Source organism: Streptomyces sp. NPDC037410 (assembly GCF_055602235.1).
The window spans coordinates 418,266-435,842 of record NZ_JBVJWR010000003.1; the positions used below are offsets into that span (position 1 = coordinate 418,266).

Genomic DNA, 17,577 nt, shown 5'->3' on the forward strand with positions numbered 1-17,577 from the left:
CACAGCCAAGAGAGCCACCGATGACGGCCAAGCACCCTGATCCGCCGCCCAAAGACCTCACCAGCCTGCAACAGAAAGCCGTCAACCGGCTCTGGCGCCTCCGACAGCAACACCAGCTCACCACCACCGACCTCAAAGCCGTCAGCGACGTCTTCGACATCAGCACCCGCACCGTCCGCCGCTGGATCGACAACGCCGCCCAACACGACGGCATCTACACACCCCAAGGCCGACGCCACTTCACCCTCACCGCCCCCATGCACGACGCTCTCGTCCGCTGGTGCGGCAACGCCGCAGCCGCCTACCGAGAACTCCGCCGCGAAAACCAACTCGGCACCCCACCCACCTCCCCGGCAACCTTCCACCGCGCCGTCCAGCGCGAACTCAGCCCCGGACAACGCGCCGCCCTACGCCAAGGCGAAAAAGGACGCCGCCACCACGACGTCTACCGCCAGCGCCCCCCAAGCTTCCGCAACGACGCCTGGGAGACCGACCACGTCGAAGCCAGCATGTGGGTCAACATCGACGGCAAGCGCCACAAACCATGGATCACCTGGTTCATCGACCACGGCACCTGCGCCGTCTGCGGTGTGGCGATCACCCCCCACCAGCCCAGCACCGACGCCGTCCTCGCCGCAGTCCGCGACGCCGTCCTCATCGGCGGACACCACCGCCCCTTCGGCGGCATCCCCAAACTCGTCCGCATGGACCGAGGCCGCGACTTCCTCAGCGAAGCCGTCGGCGACGCACTGAAAGCCTTCGGCACCGAAATCATCGTCCTGCCGCCCTACACACCCCACCTCAAAGGCACCGTCGAAGCCCTCAACGCAGCCGTCAAACACACCCTCTTCAAAGGCATGCCCGGCTACACCCAAGCCCCCACCAGCATCCGCGACAAACGCGGACGCAACCCCTGGCAACTCGAAGACCTCGTCGACTACGAAACCTTCATCACCCTCGTCCTCGACTGGATCGACTGGTGGAACAACGACCACACCATCGCCCGCCTCCACCGCCGCACCCCCGCCCAAGCCTGGGCAGCCGACCTCACCCCCATCGAAACCCTCGACCCCGAAACCCTCCACACCTACACACTCCAACGCATCGGACCACCCCTCACCATCACCAGCAAAGGCATCCGCTGGAACGACAGCTACTACATCGCCGAATGGATGCACGGCCACGCCGGCGCCGGCGAACAAGTCCACCTCCGCCACGCACCCCACCACTACCACCGCGTCGAGCTCTACGACGCCCGCACCGGCGCCTACCGCGGCCCCGCCTTCCGCAGCGACGAAATGACCAACACCGAAGCCCGCGCCCTCGAAAACAGCCGCCGCCGCGAAGCCGACCACTACGCCACCAAACTCGCCCGCGCCCGACGCAACGCCCGAACCCGCTACGCAGCCACCTCCACACCCGCCACACCCCAACGCCTCAACCGCCTCAGCGCACCCCAGGCCGCCAGCGAAATCCGCAGTCATGAAACCCGGCAGCCCGACGCCGCCTTCGAAGCACGCCCCGACCTCCTGCCCAGGCCCCGCCCCACCGCCGGTCACTGGACCAAACCCCTGCCCGACAACCCGCCCGCCCCGGAGAGCACATGACCACCGACACCCCCCAGGCCGAGCCCGCCGCCCCCCGCCGCGACTATCACTACCTCGGACTCGCCCAAGCACGCACCATCCTCACCCGCGCCAGCGAAGAGACCTACGCCAACCTCGTCACCACCCTCAAAGCGGACCAGGGCAACGGCGCCATCATGTGCGTCCACGGCGGCGTCGGCCTCGGCAAGACCTTCGCCGTCGGCCTCCACCTCGACGAACTAGCCCCCCAAAGCACTATTCGCGTCAAACTCAGCTCCTCCAGGATCCAGGCCCTGCGCGAAACCCTTCACAAGAAGCTGGACCTCCCGGGCGACCCGCCGGCCAACGGAACCCGCAGCGAAGCCATGATCAAAGAAGCGCTCGCCGGCACCCCGCGCGTCCTCGTCGTCGACGAAGCGCAATGGCTCGAGACCCGTGCCTTCGAGTTCATCCGCGAGCTCTGGGACGACGAAGACACCCGCCTGGCCGTCGTCCTCGTCGGCGCCGAGAGCTGCTACCGGAAGATCAAGAGCCGGCCCGCCCTCGACTCCCGCATCCTCGTCTGGCAGCGCTACAAGCCCCTCACCCCCGCCGAGGTCCTCAACGTCGTCCCCCAGTACCACCCGATGTGGGAAGACGTCCCCCTCGAAGACATCCCCTGGATCGACGACATCGCCTGCCACGGCAACTTCCGCCAATGGGCCAAAGCCACCTACCTGCTGGACGAGGCCATGACGAACCCGCCCTACCCGAAATACAGCCGCGACCTCGTCCGCGCCATCCTCAGCAGGATCGACCCCACCATCCTCTGACCAGAGGAACCACCCGAGGTCGGGCGGCGGGCCGCCCCGCCGCTCTTGACCTGCACGATGTCACAACTTCCCTCCCCTGAAGCACTGTTATGCAGCGTCTACTCGTTGAGACGCACTCGGCATCCAGCGTCGAAGGGAGACAGCGGAGTGGATCCGGTCGTGGCAGGGGCGGCAGCCACCGTTCTTGTCAGCATCGTGAGCGGTGCGGTAAAGATCGCTCACCACAAGCTCAGCGCAGAGGTGGAACTGGCCCGCATTGCGGACGCCGGAATCACGGAGCGCGTCCGTCACACCGTTCCGTGGGGCACGCTTCACGAAAATGCGAAGGACAGGCACATCCAGGCGGCTTCCCACCAGAGTGGGGGTGGCCACGATGGACGATGCCGCCGGCGCTGAACTTGCAACAGCGCCACCACGGGACTCTCCCGCTGCGTTACCCGGACGCCAGCTGGCCGAGGCGCTGCACCAGGAGCAGTACCCCGCCCTGGTCCGCTTCCTCCTCCTCAACGGTGCCTCGTGGACCGCCGCTCAGGACGCAGCTCAGGACGCGTTCACCCAGATGTGCGCACCCGGGCTGTCCATCGCCTACCCCAGAGCATGGCTGCGTAAGGTCGCCTGGAGATCATGGGTGAAACAGAAGATCGCGCCCGAGGAACTCTGCTCGGAGCCTCCCGAGCCGCACGAACTGACCATGCGCTGGCAGACGCCTGCCCAAGCGGTCGAACTCGACGAAGAGAGCAGGTCCGTCATCGCCCTGCTGCTGCAGCTTCCCGCAAAGCAACGCGCTGCTATGGCATGGACCCTCGACGGATTTACCACAGAGGAAAGCGCGCGTGCCATGGGAACCACACCCGTGGCGGTCCGACAGAACCTCACCAGGGCCCGCGCAGCACTGAAAGCCGGCCTCATCCTCAACGGCAGCACGGGGCACAAAGAGAAGGAGGAAGGACGATGAGCGATCCGGCACGCGCCTCATACAGGCAGTGCTCCGACCAAGCTCTGGACACACTCCTCACCACCGCGCACAGCAGTCTCGGCAACGCCGTTCACGACCGTCTGTCCGCACAAGGCGGCACTCCCGAACTGCGTGATCCCGACCTCGCCCTCAGCCGCACGCTGGCCGTAATGCACCGGGCGCTCGGAACCTCAGTCTCCCAGCGCCTGACCCGGCCGGCGGGTCCGGAATACGAAGGGGCCATCACCAGCCACCTGGAACCCAACCTACCGATCGGCCACCCCCTTGCAGGCAGGCTCGCGCCCGTGCGTATCAAATACCGGCACCGTGCTCTGCAAACCGCACAGTCCTACAGGCTCAAAGACCTTATGCCCGCCCTGGCCGGCGCCCGCACAATCACCGAGAACGTCATCGGCCTACTGGAGTTCGATGACTCCGACCCCCAGGTACGCGCCTCAGTACAGCGTCTCGAGAGACTCCTTGAACAAGCCGAGCACCTCACAGAACGCCCGCCCACGACAACGAAGCCGACCACTCCGGACTACCTGAGCGCAGTGCAACAATCCCTGGAGATCCATGCCCAGCCGCTCCTGTGCGCTGTTCACAACGCCCACCAGCTCCTTCGGGACGAGCTGGTGCCGATGCTCGCCGAACCCGACTGCGCCATGGACTCGGAGATGGTCACCCGGGACCTTGCAGGTGATCTCGATCAGGCATGGGCTAAGGCCCACGACCTGTCGCGCGCCGTCGCGATCGTTCAGACGGTGAGCAACGACTTCACCGGAGAAGACCTTCGACAGGCGAAACTCGAAGGAACCACCCTTGCCGGTGTCCGCTGGAACGCATCGACAACCTGGCCCGAGGAGTGGGAACCACTCATCCGCCGTGCATCGACGCCCGCAGCGGAGGAACCCGGGGTCCTCGTCGTCGCGGCAGAACCGAGCAACACCAAGGTGTCAGCCGACACCTGATCGTCTCGCGCTCATCAGCAACCACGCCACAACCGCCAGGACACCATGAAACGGGCAGATGTAGTGCACGCGGTACCCGCGTGCCCCTCCCGTCCCGCGTGTCCGAAGGGCACGCGGGAGTCGCGACGCGAGAAGGGTGCACCGGCGGCGGATCGCGGAGGGAACACCCCTGCCCCTCTCAGATTCAGTGACAGGCCCCAGCGTCAGCGGGCGGTGTGTCGGCGCCGCCGTGCTGTCGTACGGCGGCGCTAACGTCGACGACATGACGGACACGACGTACACCGCGGCGTGGGTGCCGGGCGATGATCCTGCGCAGAGCTGGGATGTCGCCGCCGATCTGGCCGCCGCATGGATCCAAGCCGGTTCAGCTCACCCAGACGCCCTCGGGTGAGAGCCGGCGCGCGAGCTGCCGGCCCGACCGGCTGACCGGGGTGGACCAGGACACCTCGGCGACGGGGGAGCCGAAGTCGTCGGCGAGCGCCTGGACGAGTGTGGCGCCCACCCCTTGGCGCCGGTAGCCGTCGGCCACCCAGACCAGGTCGATTCGCGGCCGCAGGGTGTCGTCAGCCTCGCCGTACTGCGAGTCGTCGGCGAGGTCCCAGGGCCGGTGGTGATCGGTGTCATGGGCCGCCAGATAGCCGATGACGTACCCGTTCGCCTTCAGCAGGTAGGCCCGTACGTTGTCCTCGGTCTCCTCGGGCTCGCCGAGGTGCGACCAGGAGCGGAAGTCGTAGTGGTTCTCCCGCTGCGGCATCTTCGCCACCTTGTAGACGAGCCTGCGCCACGCGATGGGGGACTGGGTCGTCACCACGGCCAGGTCACCCAGCCAGTCCAGGTTCTTGGGCACCCGCACACCGAACGCCCACGCCGCGTGGTGGCCGGCGTGCTCGCCGCTGTTCCAGTCCTCCTTCAGGCTCATCCCGCACCGGCAGTCACTGCCGACAGAAGGCTGCACGGTCTGGAACCGGACCGGCATGGCGCGATGACTGAGGTCCTGGTCACGGCCGCCCACCCAGGGCCGGTAGGGCGCGTCATCCAGGTCGACATGACCGCTCCACCGGTCCACCCACCCGGGATACTGCTCGGGAAACATCTCCCGGAGCTGCTTCTGTGCGGTCGGCAGCGTCGGGCGCACCCACACGCTCCCGGCCGTCGCCCGGCCGTTCAGACGCAGTCCGCTTCTTCTGGCCTTGCCGCGCAGGAACCGCAGGAACACAGCTGGGCGCGAGTGGAAGTCCACGCCACGCACCAACTCCCGCTCGCCGGGAGCCAGCCAGTCATCCACCGGCAGCGCCAGCCGGTCGGCCAGCGCTGCAAGCCCGCTGTAGTCGTGGTCGAGCTCAGCCATCCGCAGAGCTTCGACCGCAGCCTCAACCTCCGTGTACGGAACGGGCAAGGCGACCCAGCGAGAACCACTGCTCCAAGCAAAGTCGCCCGGGTACCCGTCGTACCAAAGCCGGTCCACGGCCGCAGCCTGGACCTTGTCGACGGCGTCGGTGTAGAGAGCCGGCAGCTCGGCCGCATGACCTCTTGAGGCCGCGGCGTCGACGTACCCGTCGCGGTCGAGCTCGACCGTGGCATACCAACGGTGCGGCCGGACACGGATCTTCTTGCAACGCCAGTCACGCGGATCGGCATCAAGGTGGACGGTCCGCTCACTCATCTGCTGCTCCTCTTCCTGCCGTCTCTCTCCGGTGGTTCACGGGCGCCGCACGTGCACAGGCTGTGTGGCAGGGCGACATGGTGGCGTCTGGCGTGCCCAGGACGGGATGCCAGACCCCTCCAGAGCCCTCGCTCGAGGCCCAGGTTCCTGGGGGAAGGCGTACCCCTGGGCAACAGGACACACGCTCAGCGCCAGCGCGCCCGCGGACCCTGACCGTGTGACCACCTTATGAGCGTGCTCGTTGGCCTGGGGCGGGAGAAGACGATCTCGACGAAAAGAGACTCAACATGGCGTGTGATGACCCTTGGATCGAGAAGCGGCGTTACGAGTACGACGGTGGGCGCTATGTCGGCTGTGGAAACTGCGGCGGGGACCTGTGCACCGCCTGCAGGTTCAACCATCTGCCGCCGAGCGACGTGCACTTCGAGTTCAACGACGACAACGTCTGCTCGGACTGCAGCCCAGACCGTTGATCACAGGACCTGCCCAGCCGCAACACACAGCGGCTCCCGCGCCGCCTCGCAGCGGACGGGCACTGCCAGCCGCCTGGAGGCGACCCCCACCCGAGCCCGAAGGTGCGGGCGCGCATCGGTGCCCGGCGCTGACCCCGCCGGCAGTTGGTCCGTGTCCTGTCTCACCAACAAGGCGATTCAAGAACAAGTCGAGTCGTTCACCGGGGCAGACTCCCCAGTCGTCTTCGTCAAGAGCAGCCATGCGCTCAACGCTGCCTGCAGCTCGATCATCGCTGTGCGGTCGAGGATTTCCCCTGCCGTGCCGACGCGCAGCCTCAACGCCGTGGCTGGTCATGGTCCATCCCACCGGAAGTAGACGCGCAGGAGTGCCCGGGGAACCGTGAGCGAGGGTGCGTCGCATCGCCGCGACAGGTGGCGGAAGCTCCCTCCCACGAGGTACCCATGAGACGGTCGCGGGACGGGTGGGCAGACCGAGAGCGTTGCGGAATCCCTTGACAGCCGCTTCGAGCGGCTGGGGTGCGGTGGGGGCCGCGCCGATGAACGCCTGAATCAGCTCGCGATGACGCACCGCACGGCCTGTGGCGGGTGTGCCTCCACGACCACCCAGCCGGAATGGCCCAGGTGGCGGTGCCTTCCAGCGGTGACGAGTGAGGTCACCTACACCCGCCCTTGTCCCCGGCACTTGCTGGACTGTCAGTACCGCCCTCTAGGCTCCTGGCAGGATCGAACTGGCTCCTGAAGAGGCCAGGAGAAAGAGGTGAGTGTTGACGACTGTTCGTTCGACGCATCTCGTCGACCGCGCCGGCGTCTCCCGGGCTTCCTACCTGGTGACCACCCGGCTTGGATGGCTGTTTCGCGAGCAGGAGACGAGCGACGTCGGAATCGATGCCCACATCGAGGTCGTCGACGGCGCCAGTCTCGCGGCTAAGACCACAGGCGGCGCCACCGGGCGGCTGCTCGCTGTCCAGGTCAAATCGGGGGACAGTCAGTTCGCCGCTGCAGGCGAAGGAGGATGGTGGTACCCATGCGACGCGGCGCATGTGGAGTACTGGACCAACCACTCCTTGCCTGTGGCTCTGCTGCTGTTTCACCCCTCGTCCGAGCGCGTCTACTGGCAGCACATCAACGCTGACACCCTCGTCTCCACAGGCAAGAACTACAAAGTCTTCGTTCCCTCCCATCAAGAGATAGACGAGGCCAACGCGGAGGCACTGGGCCGCCCCGCCAAGCTCCGCGAGGACGTAGCCCCTATTCAGGCGGCCACTGACCGCCTCCCAGGCGACACTCGTCTGCGGCTCCTACGTGATCACCAGGTCGGCGCTGGTTACGCCGAACTCCTGGCCGTCCTTCTCGCCGAAACCGACGACCCGGCCGGGACGGTAGCCGGACTTCTCACTCAGGAACCGGCCTGGCTGACCTGCCTGAAGAGCGAGCACGAGGAGAACGCCTGGAAGGTGATCGCCTCCTACGCCACGGCTCATGAACTCGGTCTCTCCGCGGTCGAATCCCTGCAAAGGGCTGCAGACAAGGCCGTTGAAGACAAGGGCCGCTGGCTCGCCCTCGCCGCGTTCTCTGCTCTCTCGCACGCACCCGACCAAGCACTCCGCCTGGCCGACGCAGCCGAGGAAGAAGGCGACGTCATCCTCGTAGCCGCCGTCCGCGCAGTGGCCGACGCTGGAGGCGCGCACCCCACACAGCTCCCGGAGACACTGGTCCGCGCCTTCACCTCCGCTGACCCAGCCGCCACCCAAGACATCAATGTCCTGCGCTTTGCCGCGCACTGCCACCTCGCGGCCGGCCGGTACGACGACGCCGAGGGCATGCTCGAAAAAGCTCTGCTCGTGGCGCCGGACAATCCGAACGTGCAACTCGATCTCGCCCGCTGCCTTTTGAACCGCGCCTCCAGGGCACCACAGCAGGCGTTCCTCGACGCAGGCCGCGCCCAGCGTCTGGCTCTTGCCGCGCGAGCCGACTTTCGGCGATGGCGCGGGCCTAGTATCCGTGCCGCCCGCGTGGTGATGCAGACCCGTTTGCACACCGGTGAAGTCGACGCCGCCATCAGGACGGCGATTGCCGGACCCGACGGAGACGCCCAGGACCTGGAGGCCGCCGACCAACCTCTCCGGATGGACGCAGTCCGCTTCGCGTACCGAGCGGGCCGAACCGATCTCGCGGCCGTGATCGCCGCCGGACTGACAGGTGACCGCGCCCAGCTCCAGCTGGCAGCGTTCGCGGCCGACGCAGACCCAGCGGCAAGCCGCGAGACCCGGATCGCCGCATGGCAGCGTGTCGCTGCCGGCGCCATCGACGATGACGAGCGGTGGACTGCGGCATTCGCACTGTCCGCCCTCGGCGTCTGGCCCGTGCCCCACCTGGACGAACTCCGTGACCAAGGCGCCATCCACGAGGCCGTCTACCAGACCCGATGGGCCCTCGCGGAAGCGGTGAACGGTGACACCGCCGCCGCGATCCGGCGCCTACGGCAATGGGAGAACCACAGCGTCGTAGCCGTGACCGGTCTCGTCGACCAACATGAACGTGACGGCCATCTCGAACTCGCGGCAGAATCCGCAGAACGGGCTGGCATGCGCTTCGGCGATACCCAGCTGCGGGTGCTCGCCGTCGACCTCTGGGAGCGCTCCGGGGCCAGAAACCAGGCTCGCATCAAAGCTCTCACTCTCCTGGGCCGCCCCTTCCTGCCCGCCGCCATGCGCCGGCATCTGCGCGGCCTGGCCATCCAGTGGGCGAACGACCGACGGGACTGGACCGACATGGAGGAACACGCCCTCGTCGGACTTGCCGAAACCGTCGGCATCGAGCACCTCACCGCCATCGAAGGTGCTGCCGGAGCCGTCCCACATCACGCACTTCCCTTCGCCTGGGCAGCGATCCGAGCCCAGCTCAACGCCCGCAAATTCCAGACAGCACAAGACACGCTCGCCAGATTCGCCCCGCAGATCCGCGATGCGGACGACGCGCGCCCATGGCTCATGCTGGTTGCCTGGTCTGGGTGGACGCTGGACCTGGCCGAAACAGCAATCGGTCTCGCCGAGCGCTACCGCCACGATGATCCTGAACTCACCGGAGCTCTCCTCGCCGGTCTTCTGACTGCGACCGGCGAGCCAGCCCAGTCACCTGCGGACAACGGATATGGTGAGGTTGAAGCGGTCGAGGGACCGCGAACAGGGCTGGACCTTCCTGAGCCGCTCTCCACCAGACTTCAGGCCCTGCTCGCCGATCCGCCGGCAAGCCGCGCACTCACCGCCATGGACGGGGATGCGGAAGACCTCGTCCACTACGTCGAGCAGACCCTGGGGCCCCGCGAAGCCCTCCTCGACGCCGCGGCTGATGCCGTACGCATCGGCGCCGTCCCCGTGGGCATGCTGGCCTGGGCAGCACGCCGGCCCGTCGCCCTGGCCGTCGCCCAACGAGCCGCCGGCCTGATCCCCGCCTGCAGCATCAGCCCCGCTCAGATCGCAGCGGAGGTCAGAGCTGTCCAGAACTCCCTGAATGGCACTGTCGTCATCGACGCCACCGCTCTGGCGGTCACGTCTCTCATCCCCGGACGGCTTGACCAGCTCCGGGCAGTCTTCGCGGCCACTCCCACCACGAAAGCGGTCTGCGACGACCTCATCGAGACCCGGTACGCCCTCCACGACATGCTCCGTTCCTCGGGACAGCTCGGCATCAGGGGCGGACGGTTCACCATCACCGAGTACACCGACCACGACAGGCAGCACCTTGCCGAGCAAGCGGCGGCCTTCAGCCAGATCATCCCCAGTCTCCACACCGTCGACGTCCCTGACCTGACCGAGGTCCGCCGCCGACTCGGAATCACCGGTGTCCCGGAAGACGCAGACGCCGCATGGCTGTCAGCGGCCCAGCACGCACTCGACACCGGTGTCGCCGTGTGGTGTGACGACGCTGCCCTGCGCGGCATGCTCATCGACGCAGGGATCCCGACTTTCGGCACCGTCGCTCTCCTGCACGTCCTCAAGGAAAGAAGCGACTACTCCGAGTTCACCCTCGATCGCCACGAACGCGACATCCTGAAGCTGGTGGAGGCCTACGTCGTCGATCTGCCCGTCAGCGTCAGCGACATCGCTGACATTGCCCGAGCCAGAGCCTGGCAGCCCGCCCCGGCAGCAACCATGTTCGCCCGCCCGCAGTTCTGGCAAATCGAGGCCGCACGACCACTGTGGGCGGCAGTTGCAGAGAAGGTATGGGACAACGCCCCAGACCAGCTTGCCGGATGGATGGATTTCGCTGCCGTCGGACGAACCGCCCTCCTGGAGCCCCAGGACGTTCCCCAGGCCGTTGTCGAACTTGCGGCGGAGACCCTCATCGCCGTGGGTGTGGGACCCGAGACCGCAGATGCAGTAAAGGAATCCGCGGTGCGCTCCATCGACACCTACGGCCAGGCGGCGAGCCGGCGAGGGCAGGTGACCGGAAGACCCGTGCAGGAACTACCGCCAGCAGTTGAGGAGGACATCTGGACCATGCTCCACGAGGTTGCGACGCAGCAGCTGATCACCCTCCAGGGATTCACGCAGAACGCAGCCGAAGCCATCATCCGCGCCGCGCTGCCAGATCCCCACAGGCCGGGCGGACGATAAACAGAGCACCACCGTCTCCTTGCTGCCTCACACAACAGAGCCGACCGTTCTCCCCGATCTCAGGGTCCTTCCCGGTGGATGCTGCTCGTGCCAGCGACCGGCGATGCAGGCCCGGGTCTGCTGCCGAATGTGGGCGTCAGCTGATACCGGCCGACGGGTATACCGACGCGCGCCTGGGCGTGGCCTGATCTGGACGGCGAGCGTGCAGGGCCTCTTTGCTGAACGGATAGGCAGTGGTATCTCTTGCCTCGCTGTCCCGTGTTGATCACTACGGGATGTGGTCGATCCGGGGGGAAGCGTGCTGGAGGAAGGCGATGCCGCGGCGCATGGCGACGACACGCCCAAGCTGAGCATGTCCACAGCCGGCCTGCATTTCCCCTCTCAGTCCAGCCCGAAGAAGAGGGTCTTCGCCTACGACCCCGACGAGTTCGAAGAGTTCGTCAAGGAATGGGTGCCGGCACTCAACACCTGCTACGTGCGGGTGGATCGGCACGGCGGTGCTGGGGACCACGGTGTCGATGTGGCTGCCTACCTGACGCCGCAGGCCATGGAGGGGGAGTGGCACAACTATCAGTGCAAGCACTATGGCGAGGCACTGACCTGGTCGAAGGCCGCACCGGAGATAAGGAAGCTGTTCAAGTCGGTCGTCCAGGGGCACTACACCCTGCCGAGCCGATACATCTTCGCCGCACCGATCATCGGTCGCAGCCTGGTGAAGCAGCTCGCCAAGCCGTCTGACACACGGGCAAGGTTCCTCGAGGAACTCGCTTCCACCAAAGACCCCTCCATCACGTCGCTGAGCCCCGCCGAGCGTGAAGCGGTCGAAGTACTGGCACGTCGTACGGACTTCTCCATGTTCGAACCGGTCGACATGGACGAGATGCTCGACCTCCATCGCACCACCCGGCATTGGGCCGCCCGGTTCGCACAGCCGCTGCCCCCTCGGCCTCAGATCATGAACCCGCCAGCCGAGCACACCCCCATAGAGGCGCGGTACGTCCAGAAACTCCTCGACGCCTACCGTGAGGAATGGGGCGACAAGGCTGACACCCTGGATTGCGTCGCCGAGCATGAGGATGCGCGCGATCACCTGAAGTCCCAGCGTGAGGCCTTCTACAGCGCGGAATCCCTGCGCCTGTTCGCCCGCGATGCCACTCCCGAAGGGCACTTCGAAGCCGTCGCCGACGACATCCACGCCATCGTCGTCGAGGTGGCCCGCGGCCGGCACGCCAGCGGACTCGACCGGCTGCAAGCCGTCCTCGTCACCGCGAGCCAGGTGATCCTGACCGAGACGATCCTCGCCAAACTGGTGAGACCTCTGGACCGTAAAGGGGTATGTCATCACCTGGCGAACGAGGACCGGCTCACCTGGTGCCAGGGAGGCAAGGCATGAACCCGCTCAACAGCCCGCTGGAGGTTGGAGTGCGTGCTCTTGCCCTGCTCGCGGAAAGCCATCCCGAGCCGATGGACCTGGCCCAGCTCGTCGTGCTCGACTACGCCCTCCTGCACAGCGCGGAATTCGACGGCCCACCCAGCCTGCACCCCGACCTGCCCGCCCGCACCGGAGAGCTCGGCATGAAACGCCGGGTGCTGGAAGAGGGCCTGCTCGTCCTGATGCGCGCCGGACTGGCCGGCATCGAAGCGCACCAGGGGGGCCTGATGTACCGGGCGACGGAGCGGGGACCGGCGTTCATCGACGTCCTGGAAACCCCCTACGTGGACCGACTGCGTGACCGCGCCGAATGGGTGGTGCACGAATACGCGCCCCGCATCGACGTCGATGCGGCCACGCGCGAACTGATCAACCGTCCCGCCGAAACGCCCTTGCCATCCGAGGCCCACCGTGACTGACCTGAGACTGATCCACCTCACCTACGCCGGATCAGCAAAGCCCGCCGCGCAAGTTCTCTTCGACGACGACACGACCGTCATCTACGGGGCCTCCGACACTGGCAAGTCCTTCATCGTCGATTCCATCGAGTACATGCTCGGCGGCACCAGCCTGCCCCTCATCCCCGAAGCCGAGGGATACAGCCAGATCCTCCTCGGCCTGCGGCTGCCCGACGGCAACCCGCTCACCCTGGTGCGCCGGCCCGACAGCAACGCCGTTCACGCGCACTTCGCCGACCTCAGAGGTCTGGTGACCCGGCCTGCCGAGCGGGAACTGACAGCGGTCCACACCGCACGCAGCACCCGCAGCCTGTCGATGTTCCTGCTGGGTGAACTCGGCCTGGGCGACGTACGCATCCGCAAGAACGAAGCAGGCGGAACCCGCGACCTGACCCTTCCCGACCTTGCACACCTGTCGGTGATCACCGAAACCCGCATGGTCGACCCGCTCTCCCCAGTCTTACGCTCACAGGCGAACTCGACCAAGACTGCTGCCATGTCGGTGATGAAGTTCCTCCTCACCGGCGAAGATGACCCCGTCATCGAAACCGGCCCGAACCAGGGCCAGCGCCGCGTCCACAAAGGGCAGATCAACCTCCTGGACCAGATCGTCCTCGACCTCACCAGCAAGCTCATCACCCAGGAGAACGAGACACAGCTGCGAGAGCGCCTGGCGCGGATCCAGACCACCATCGACACCCAGTCCCAATCGCTGCGCGTGATCGCGGACCGACACGTCACCGCGGTCACCAGCCGCATGCAGGCGTCCCAGGAACTTGCCGCACTCGAAAGCCGCCTGGCCGAGGTCACCGACCTCCTCACACGATTCGGACTCCTTGAGCAGCAATACCGCTCCGACCTTGAACGCCTTCAAACAGTCAGCGAAGTCGGCAGCCTCCTGGGATTTTTCCGCGTCGGAACCTGCGTCTTCTGCGGAGCCGAACCCGAGCACCAGCACCCCAGCCACAGCGCCGAGGAGACCACCCAGCTCCACCAGGCCGTCCAGGCCGAGACCGACAAGACCACCAGTCTGCTCACCGATCTGCTGCCCACTATCAGCGATCTAGACGTCCAGCGAGACACCCTGCGCCGGCGCACAGAAACCCTCCTGGTACAGACGGCCGGACTCGATGCAGAGATCGACACGGCCGAAGAGCAGCTCGCCCCGCTGCGAGCACACATGGACGACCTTCTCGCCGCCCGCTCCACCATCGAGCGGGAACTCGAACTGCACTCCCGCATCAGCGAACTGGAGCACCGCCGCTCGAAACTCGACGGCGAAGGCGCTGTTGCCGCGACCCGCCGGGCTGAGCACATCCCGGCACGCATCCTGAGCGTCTTCGACAGCGTCCTCAGGGAGACCCTCGAAGCCTGGAAGGTGCCAGCCGTCGACTTCGCAGAGTACGACCAGTACAACGGCGACATCCGCGCCGGCAACCGCCCCCGCGCGGGACGAGGCAAGGGCGTGCGCTCCGTACTGCACTCGGCCTTCACCACCGCCCTCGCCCGGTACTGCATCGACCAGGACCTGCCCCACCCCGGCTTCGTCGTACTCGACTCCCCGGTCGTCACCTACCGAGAACCCGTAGGCGAGGACGTCGACATCACCGGACACGTCGTCGACCACTTCTACCGCCACATGGCCACATTCCCCGGCCAGGCCATCATCATCGAGAACGGCGACCCGCCAGCCGACGTACTCTCCCGCGTCACCTCCTACCGCTTCACCGGATCACACGACGGCAGACCCGGCTTCTTCCCCGCCAGCCCAACAAGCTCACGAGGAACAGCAGCCAGCCGGCACCCGCAGGATTAATAGTCAAGACCTGTGGATCGGCGGTTGCTCAGCTTCGCGCTGATCTGATCCGGGTGAGTCCTCCGACCGCCGAGAGCTCGTCGTCGAGGGGCTCGGCGGTGGCCGGTGAGGTGATGAGCAGGAGTACCGAGACGTCGGGGTGCTCGTCCTCGTAGAGATCGTCTTCCCCGTCATCTCCGGGAATCGCGTTCGGCTGGACCTGGAGGCAGGTCGTGCCGGCGAGGGTGGCCAGGAAGTAGATGCCGCGGTAGTCGCTCTCGCGTTCGGCGAAGGTCACGTCGAGCCGTTCGGCGAGCAGGTCGGCCAACTCCTTGGCCGTGTGGGCGTTCGTGCCGTAGGTGTCGAAGACGGTCATCTGGGCATTCTCCTCAGGCCGCGTGGCTCTCGGTGCGTTCGACCAGCAGACCGTTCTCGAAGCGGGCGCCCGCGCGGACGAGCGGGACCAGGTGGGCTCCGGTGATCGCTCGCCAGCGGGCCTGGGCGGACTCGACGAGCTTGAACACCATCGCGAGGGCCGCGGCCGAGCTGCCGGCGCCGCGGGTGACCTTCGTCCTCAGCTTGACCGTGGAGAACGTCGACTCGATGGGGTTCGTGGTCCGCAGGTGGACCCAGTGCTCGGCCGGGAAGTCGTAGAACGCCAACAACTCGTCCCGGTCCTCGGTGATCTTCGCGACGGCCTTGGGCCACTTCGTGCCATAGGTGCGGGCTGTGAACGCCGCCGATATTCCCCACCCCCAGCGTCACGGAATGGGCCATGGGGATGGCGGAGGTGCGCCGTCGTCCCCATGGGGATGCCACACCTTCCCCGGCCGCCCGATAGCCAGCCGAGATTCAGGGGCGGGGCGGGCAGTCAAGGATGAGCGCAGCTCATCGCCTTGGCGACGCCGAAGGCGTCCTTGACGGCCCGGCTCGGCCCGCACACTTCGAGATCGGGCGGCCCCCTCAGTCGGCACCGTCGTGTCGGAGCTGGCACGTGGGGACGAAGGAGGCCGAGATGGGGAATTAAGTGAACGCTGACACGGGCGAACGCGTCGATTGCCTTCTCCGCGTGCGCGCGGCCCTCCGCGTTGTAGATTTCCTGCATCGCCTTCGTTGCGCCCGGCTGTGCGGACTTTGGCAGGCAGTTCGCGACATTCCTGGCTTTGTGGACCCAGCAGCGCTGGTGCCGTGCGGCCGGGAACACCTCGACCAGCGCCTTCCACAGGCCCATCGCACCGTCGCCGACGACCAGCTCCGGGTCGCGCATGCCCCGGCGGCGGCAATCACGCAGCAGGTCCGCCCACGACTCGGTGGACTCCCGCAGCCCCTCGGCCAGCGCGATGAGTTCCTTGGTGTCGTCGAGACGGACGCCGAGCAGGACCAGGACGCACGAGTGCGCCTGGCCGAGCCGGACCTTCGGGTGCACCCCGTCGGCCCACACGTAGACGAAGTCGCGGTCCGACAGGTCCCGGTCCTGGAAGGCCGCGTGGTCGTCGGACCACTGCTTCGTCAGCCGGGTCACCGTGGCTGGCGAGAGCCCAGCGGCCGAGCCGAGGAACTGCTCCATCGCGGGCACGAAGTCTCCGGACGACAGGCCGTGCAGGTAGAGCAGGGGAAGAACCTCGCTGATCTTCGGGGACTTCCGGCACCAGGGGGCGAGGATCTTCGACGAGAACCGCTTGCGCTCGCCTGTCTCGTCAACGACCCGCTTGTCGTTCACCCGTGGCGCCTTCACCGTAATCGGCCCGGCGGCGGTGGCCACCGTCCGCTCGCGATGGTGGCCGTTGCGGACCACCAGACGGCGGCCGGCCTCGTCCCGCTCACCCGCCAACTCAGCTATGTACTGATTGACTTCGGCTTCCAGGGCCGCGGCGAGCATCCGACGGGCGCCCTCACGGACGATGTCGTCCATCAGGGAGCCGCCCTGGGTGGTGCCGTCCTCGTTGACTACGCTCAGCACGGGCGTGCCTTCCCGACCCGCGCTGCAACGCGGGCCTACTCGATGACCAGAAGTCGATCATTCGGGAAGGTACGCCCTCCGCGTTCCACCAGGCACCCCTCCCGAGACCGATCCACAGGTCTTGAGCATTGCTCCACCCGCAGCCGCGCTCCACCTGAGGCAACCCACCCGCCGGCTCAGCGGTGGGCGCGATCCCCCCGCTACCGGCGGGGATAACTGCCCCGGCGCGGCCGCGCATCAGTGTCTCGTGGCGGTCTCGCCTGTGTCGGGGATCCCTCCGTCCTCGGGACGGCGGCGCAGATCCGCGTCCACCTGGATACGCACTCCGTCCATGCCGGGGACACGCTTGACCGGGTACGTGCTGGAGAGCCACAGTTCCGAGATGCGCTCGGCGGCCTCCCGGGCTGTTGCCGTGTCAGCGGTCGTGATGTGGATGCGGACCAGTCCCGGTGTCTGCTCGAAGATTTCGGTCATGACGGCCAGGATGCTCGCGAGTCCCCTGCCTGATCACGATGACGGCAGCGCCCCACTCGATCGTGGGACACCAGCCGTCCGCCTTCCCGCCAGCAACGGCCCGACAGCCCCTCCACGCCCTGCACGCCACGCCCGTCACCCGGGCATGAGCAGAGCAGCCAGGGCCAGCGGGGCTCAGGGGCGCTGCTGGGGATCAGGGCCGCCGAACAGGTCAGCGAACGAGAACGTCGCGGAACCGGCGCTGTTGGCGGACTCTGAGCGCGCCCGACGCGCCTCGGCCTCGGTAGTGAGGCGGGCGATGAGGGCCTCCCAACACGACAGGCAGCCACACTGGGCACCATCTCGATGCTCGGCGCCGCTGCGGCCCACCGCTGTTCGCACC

11 protein-coding genes and 2 pseudogenes are annotated in these 17,577 nt (G+C 67.0%); 8 read left to right on the top strand and 5 right to left on the bottom strand.

The annotated features are described in order from the left end of the window. Positions 1-20 precede the first annotated feature (20 nt). The 4 genes from ACZ7HT_RS07305 (at position 21) to ACZ7HT_RS07320 (ending at position 4,324) form a co-directional block, all read left to right on the top strand. Positions 21-1,607: a Mu transposase C-terminal domain-containing protein gene (locus ACZ7HT_RS07305; protein ID WP_471160991.1), complete on the top strand. Its 1,587-nt coding sequence runs from the start codon at positions 21-23 to the stop codon at positions 1,605-1,607. Then, on the top strand, positions 1,604-2,398 hold the full coding sequence (locus tag ACZ7HT_RS07310; RefSeq protein WP_471160994.1) for an AAA family ATPase: 795 nt from the start codon (positions 1,604-1,606) through the stop codon (positions 2,396-2,398). The genes ACZ7HT_RS07305 and ACZ7HT_RS07310 overlap by 4 nt, the downstream gene beginning before the upstream one ends. 373 nt (positions 2,399-2,771) lie before the next feature. After that, complete coding sequence (locus ACZ7HT_RS07315) at positions 2,772-3,353, top strand: RNA polymerase sigma factor (protein ID WP_471160997.1); 582 nt, start codon at positions 2,772-2,774, stop codon at positions 3,351-3,353. After that, positions 3,350-4,324, top strand: a complete 975-nt coding sequence (locus tag ACZ7HT_RS07320) for a hypothetical protein (RefSeq protein WP_471161000.1) — start codon at positions 3,350-3,352, stop codon at positions 4,322-4,324. The genes ACZ7HT_RS07315 and ACZ7HT_RS07320 overlap by 4 nt, the downstream gene beginning before the upstream one ends. A gap of 364 nt (positions 4,325-4,688) precedes the next feature. Here ACZ7HT_RS07320 and ACZ7HT_RS07325 read toward each other — a convergent pair whose 3' ends face one another. Beyond that, positions 4,689-5,987: a GNAT family N-acetyltransferase gene (locus tag ACZ7HT_RS07325; RefSeq protein WP_471161002.1), complete on the bottom strand. Its 1,299-nt coding sequence runs from the start codon at positions 5,985-5,987 to the stop codon at positions 4,689-4,691. A 1,234-nt stretch (positions 5,988-7,221) separates the two neighbouring features. Between ACZ7HT_RS07325 and ACZ7HT_RS07330 the strand changes: the two genes are divergently transcribed. The 4 genes from ACZ7HT_RS07330 (at position 7,222) to ACZ7HT_RS07345 (ending at position 14,782) form a co-directional block, all read left to right on the top strand. Next, entirely contained in the window at positions 7,222-11,076 is a 3,855-nt protein-coding gene (locus ACZ7HT_RS07330; protein WP_471161005.1) for a DUF4365 domain-containing protein, read from the top strand. 277 nt (positions 11,077-11,353) lie between these two features. Further along, a complete protein-coding gene (locus tag ACZ7HT_RS07335; protein WP_471161008.1) occupies positions 11,354-12,469 on the top strand; it encodes an ABC-three component system protein in 1,116 nt (371 codons plus the stop codon). Next, complete coding sequence (locus ACZ7HT_RS07340; RefSeq protein WP_471161011.1) at positions 12,466-12,927, top strand: ABC-three component system middle component 2; 462 nt, start codon at positions 12,466-12,468, stop codon at positions 12,925-12,927. The genes ACZ7HT_RS07335 and ACZ7HT_RS07340 overlap by 4 nt, the downstream gene beginning before the upstream one ends. A gap of 133 nt (positions 12,928-13,060) precedes the next feature. Then, the gene (locus ACZ7HT_RS07345) at positions 13,061-14,782 is read left to right on the top strand and encodes a hypothetical protein (RefSeq protein WP_471161014.1); all 1,722 of its coding nucleotides are present in this window, start codon (positions 13,061-13,063) and stop codon (positions 14,780-14,782) included. Positions 14,783-14,810: 28 nt separating this feature from the next. Here ACZ7HT_RS07345 and ACZ7HT_RS07350 read toward each other — a convergent pair whose 3' ends face one another. The 4 genes and pseudogenes from ACZ7HT_RS07350 to ACZ7HT_RS07365 all read right to left on the bottom strand — a co-directional run bounded on the left by ACZ7HT_RS07350 (position 14,811) and on the right by ACZ7HT_RS07365 (position 17,195). Beyond that, positions 14,811-15,137 carry a hypothetical protein gene (locus ACZ7HT_RS07350; protein WP_471161017.1) on the bottom strand — a complete coding sequence of 109 codons (327 nt, stop codon included), beginning with the start codon at positions 15,135-15,137 and terminating at the stop codon, positions 14,811-14,813. Between the two features lie 13 nt (positions 15,138-15,150). Next, positions 15,151-15,483, bottom strand: a pseudogene (locus ACZ7HT_RS07355) (transposase); the annotation flags it as partial. Positions 15,484-15,806: 323 nt separating this feature from the next. Beyond that, positions 15,807-16,721, bottom strand: a pseudogene (locus ACZ7HT_RS07360) (IS256 family transposase); the annotation flags it as partial. A gap of 237 nt (positions 16,722-16,958) precedes the next feature. Then, positions 16,959-17,195 carry a DUF6207 family protein gene (locus ACZ7HT_RS07365; protein ID WP_471161020.1) on the bottom strand — a complete coding sequence of 79 codons (237 nt, stop codon included), beginning with the start codon at positions 17,193-17,195 and terminating at the stop codon, positions 16,959-16,961. Positions 17,196-17,577 lie beyond the last annotated feature (382 nt).

Coding starts and splice junctions, on each gene's coding strand:
- ACZ7HT_RS07305 (WP_471160991.1), top strand. CDS start 21: ATGACGGCCAAGCACCCTGATCCGCCGCCCAAAGACCTCACCAGCCTG.
- ACZ7HT_RS07310 (WP_471160994.1), top strand. CDS start 1,604: ATGACCACCGACACCCCCCAGGCCGAGCCCGCCGCCCCCCGCCGCGAC.
- ACZ7HT_RS07315 (WP_471160997.1), top strand. CDS start 2,772: ATGGACGATGCCGCCGGCGCTGAACTTGCAACAGCGCCACCACGGGAC.
- ACZ7HT_RS07320 (WP_471161000.1), top strand. CDS start 3,350: ATGAGCGATCCGGCACGCGCCTCATACAGGCAGTGCTCCGACCAAGCT.
- ACZ7HT_RS07325 (WP_471161002.1), bottom strand. CDS start 5,987: ATGAGTGAGCGGACCGTCCACCTTGATGCCGATCCGCGTGACTGGCGT.
- ACZ7HT_RS07340 (WP_471161011.1), top strand. CDS start 12,466: ATGAACCCGCTCAACAGCCCGCTGGAGGTTGGAGTGCGTGCTCTTGCC.
- ACZ7HT_RS07345 (WP_471161014.1), top strand. CDS start 13,061: ATGCTCGGCGGCACCAGCCTGCCCCTCATCCCCGAAGCCGAGGGATAC.
- ACZ7HT_RS07350 (WP_471161017.1), bottom strand. CDS start 15,137: ATGACCGTCTTCGACACCTACGGCACGAACGCCCACACGGCCAAGGAG.
- ACZ7HT_RS07365 (WP_471161020.1), bottom strand. CDS start 17,195: ATGACCGAAATCTTCGAGCAGACACCGGGACTGGTCCGCATCCACATC.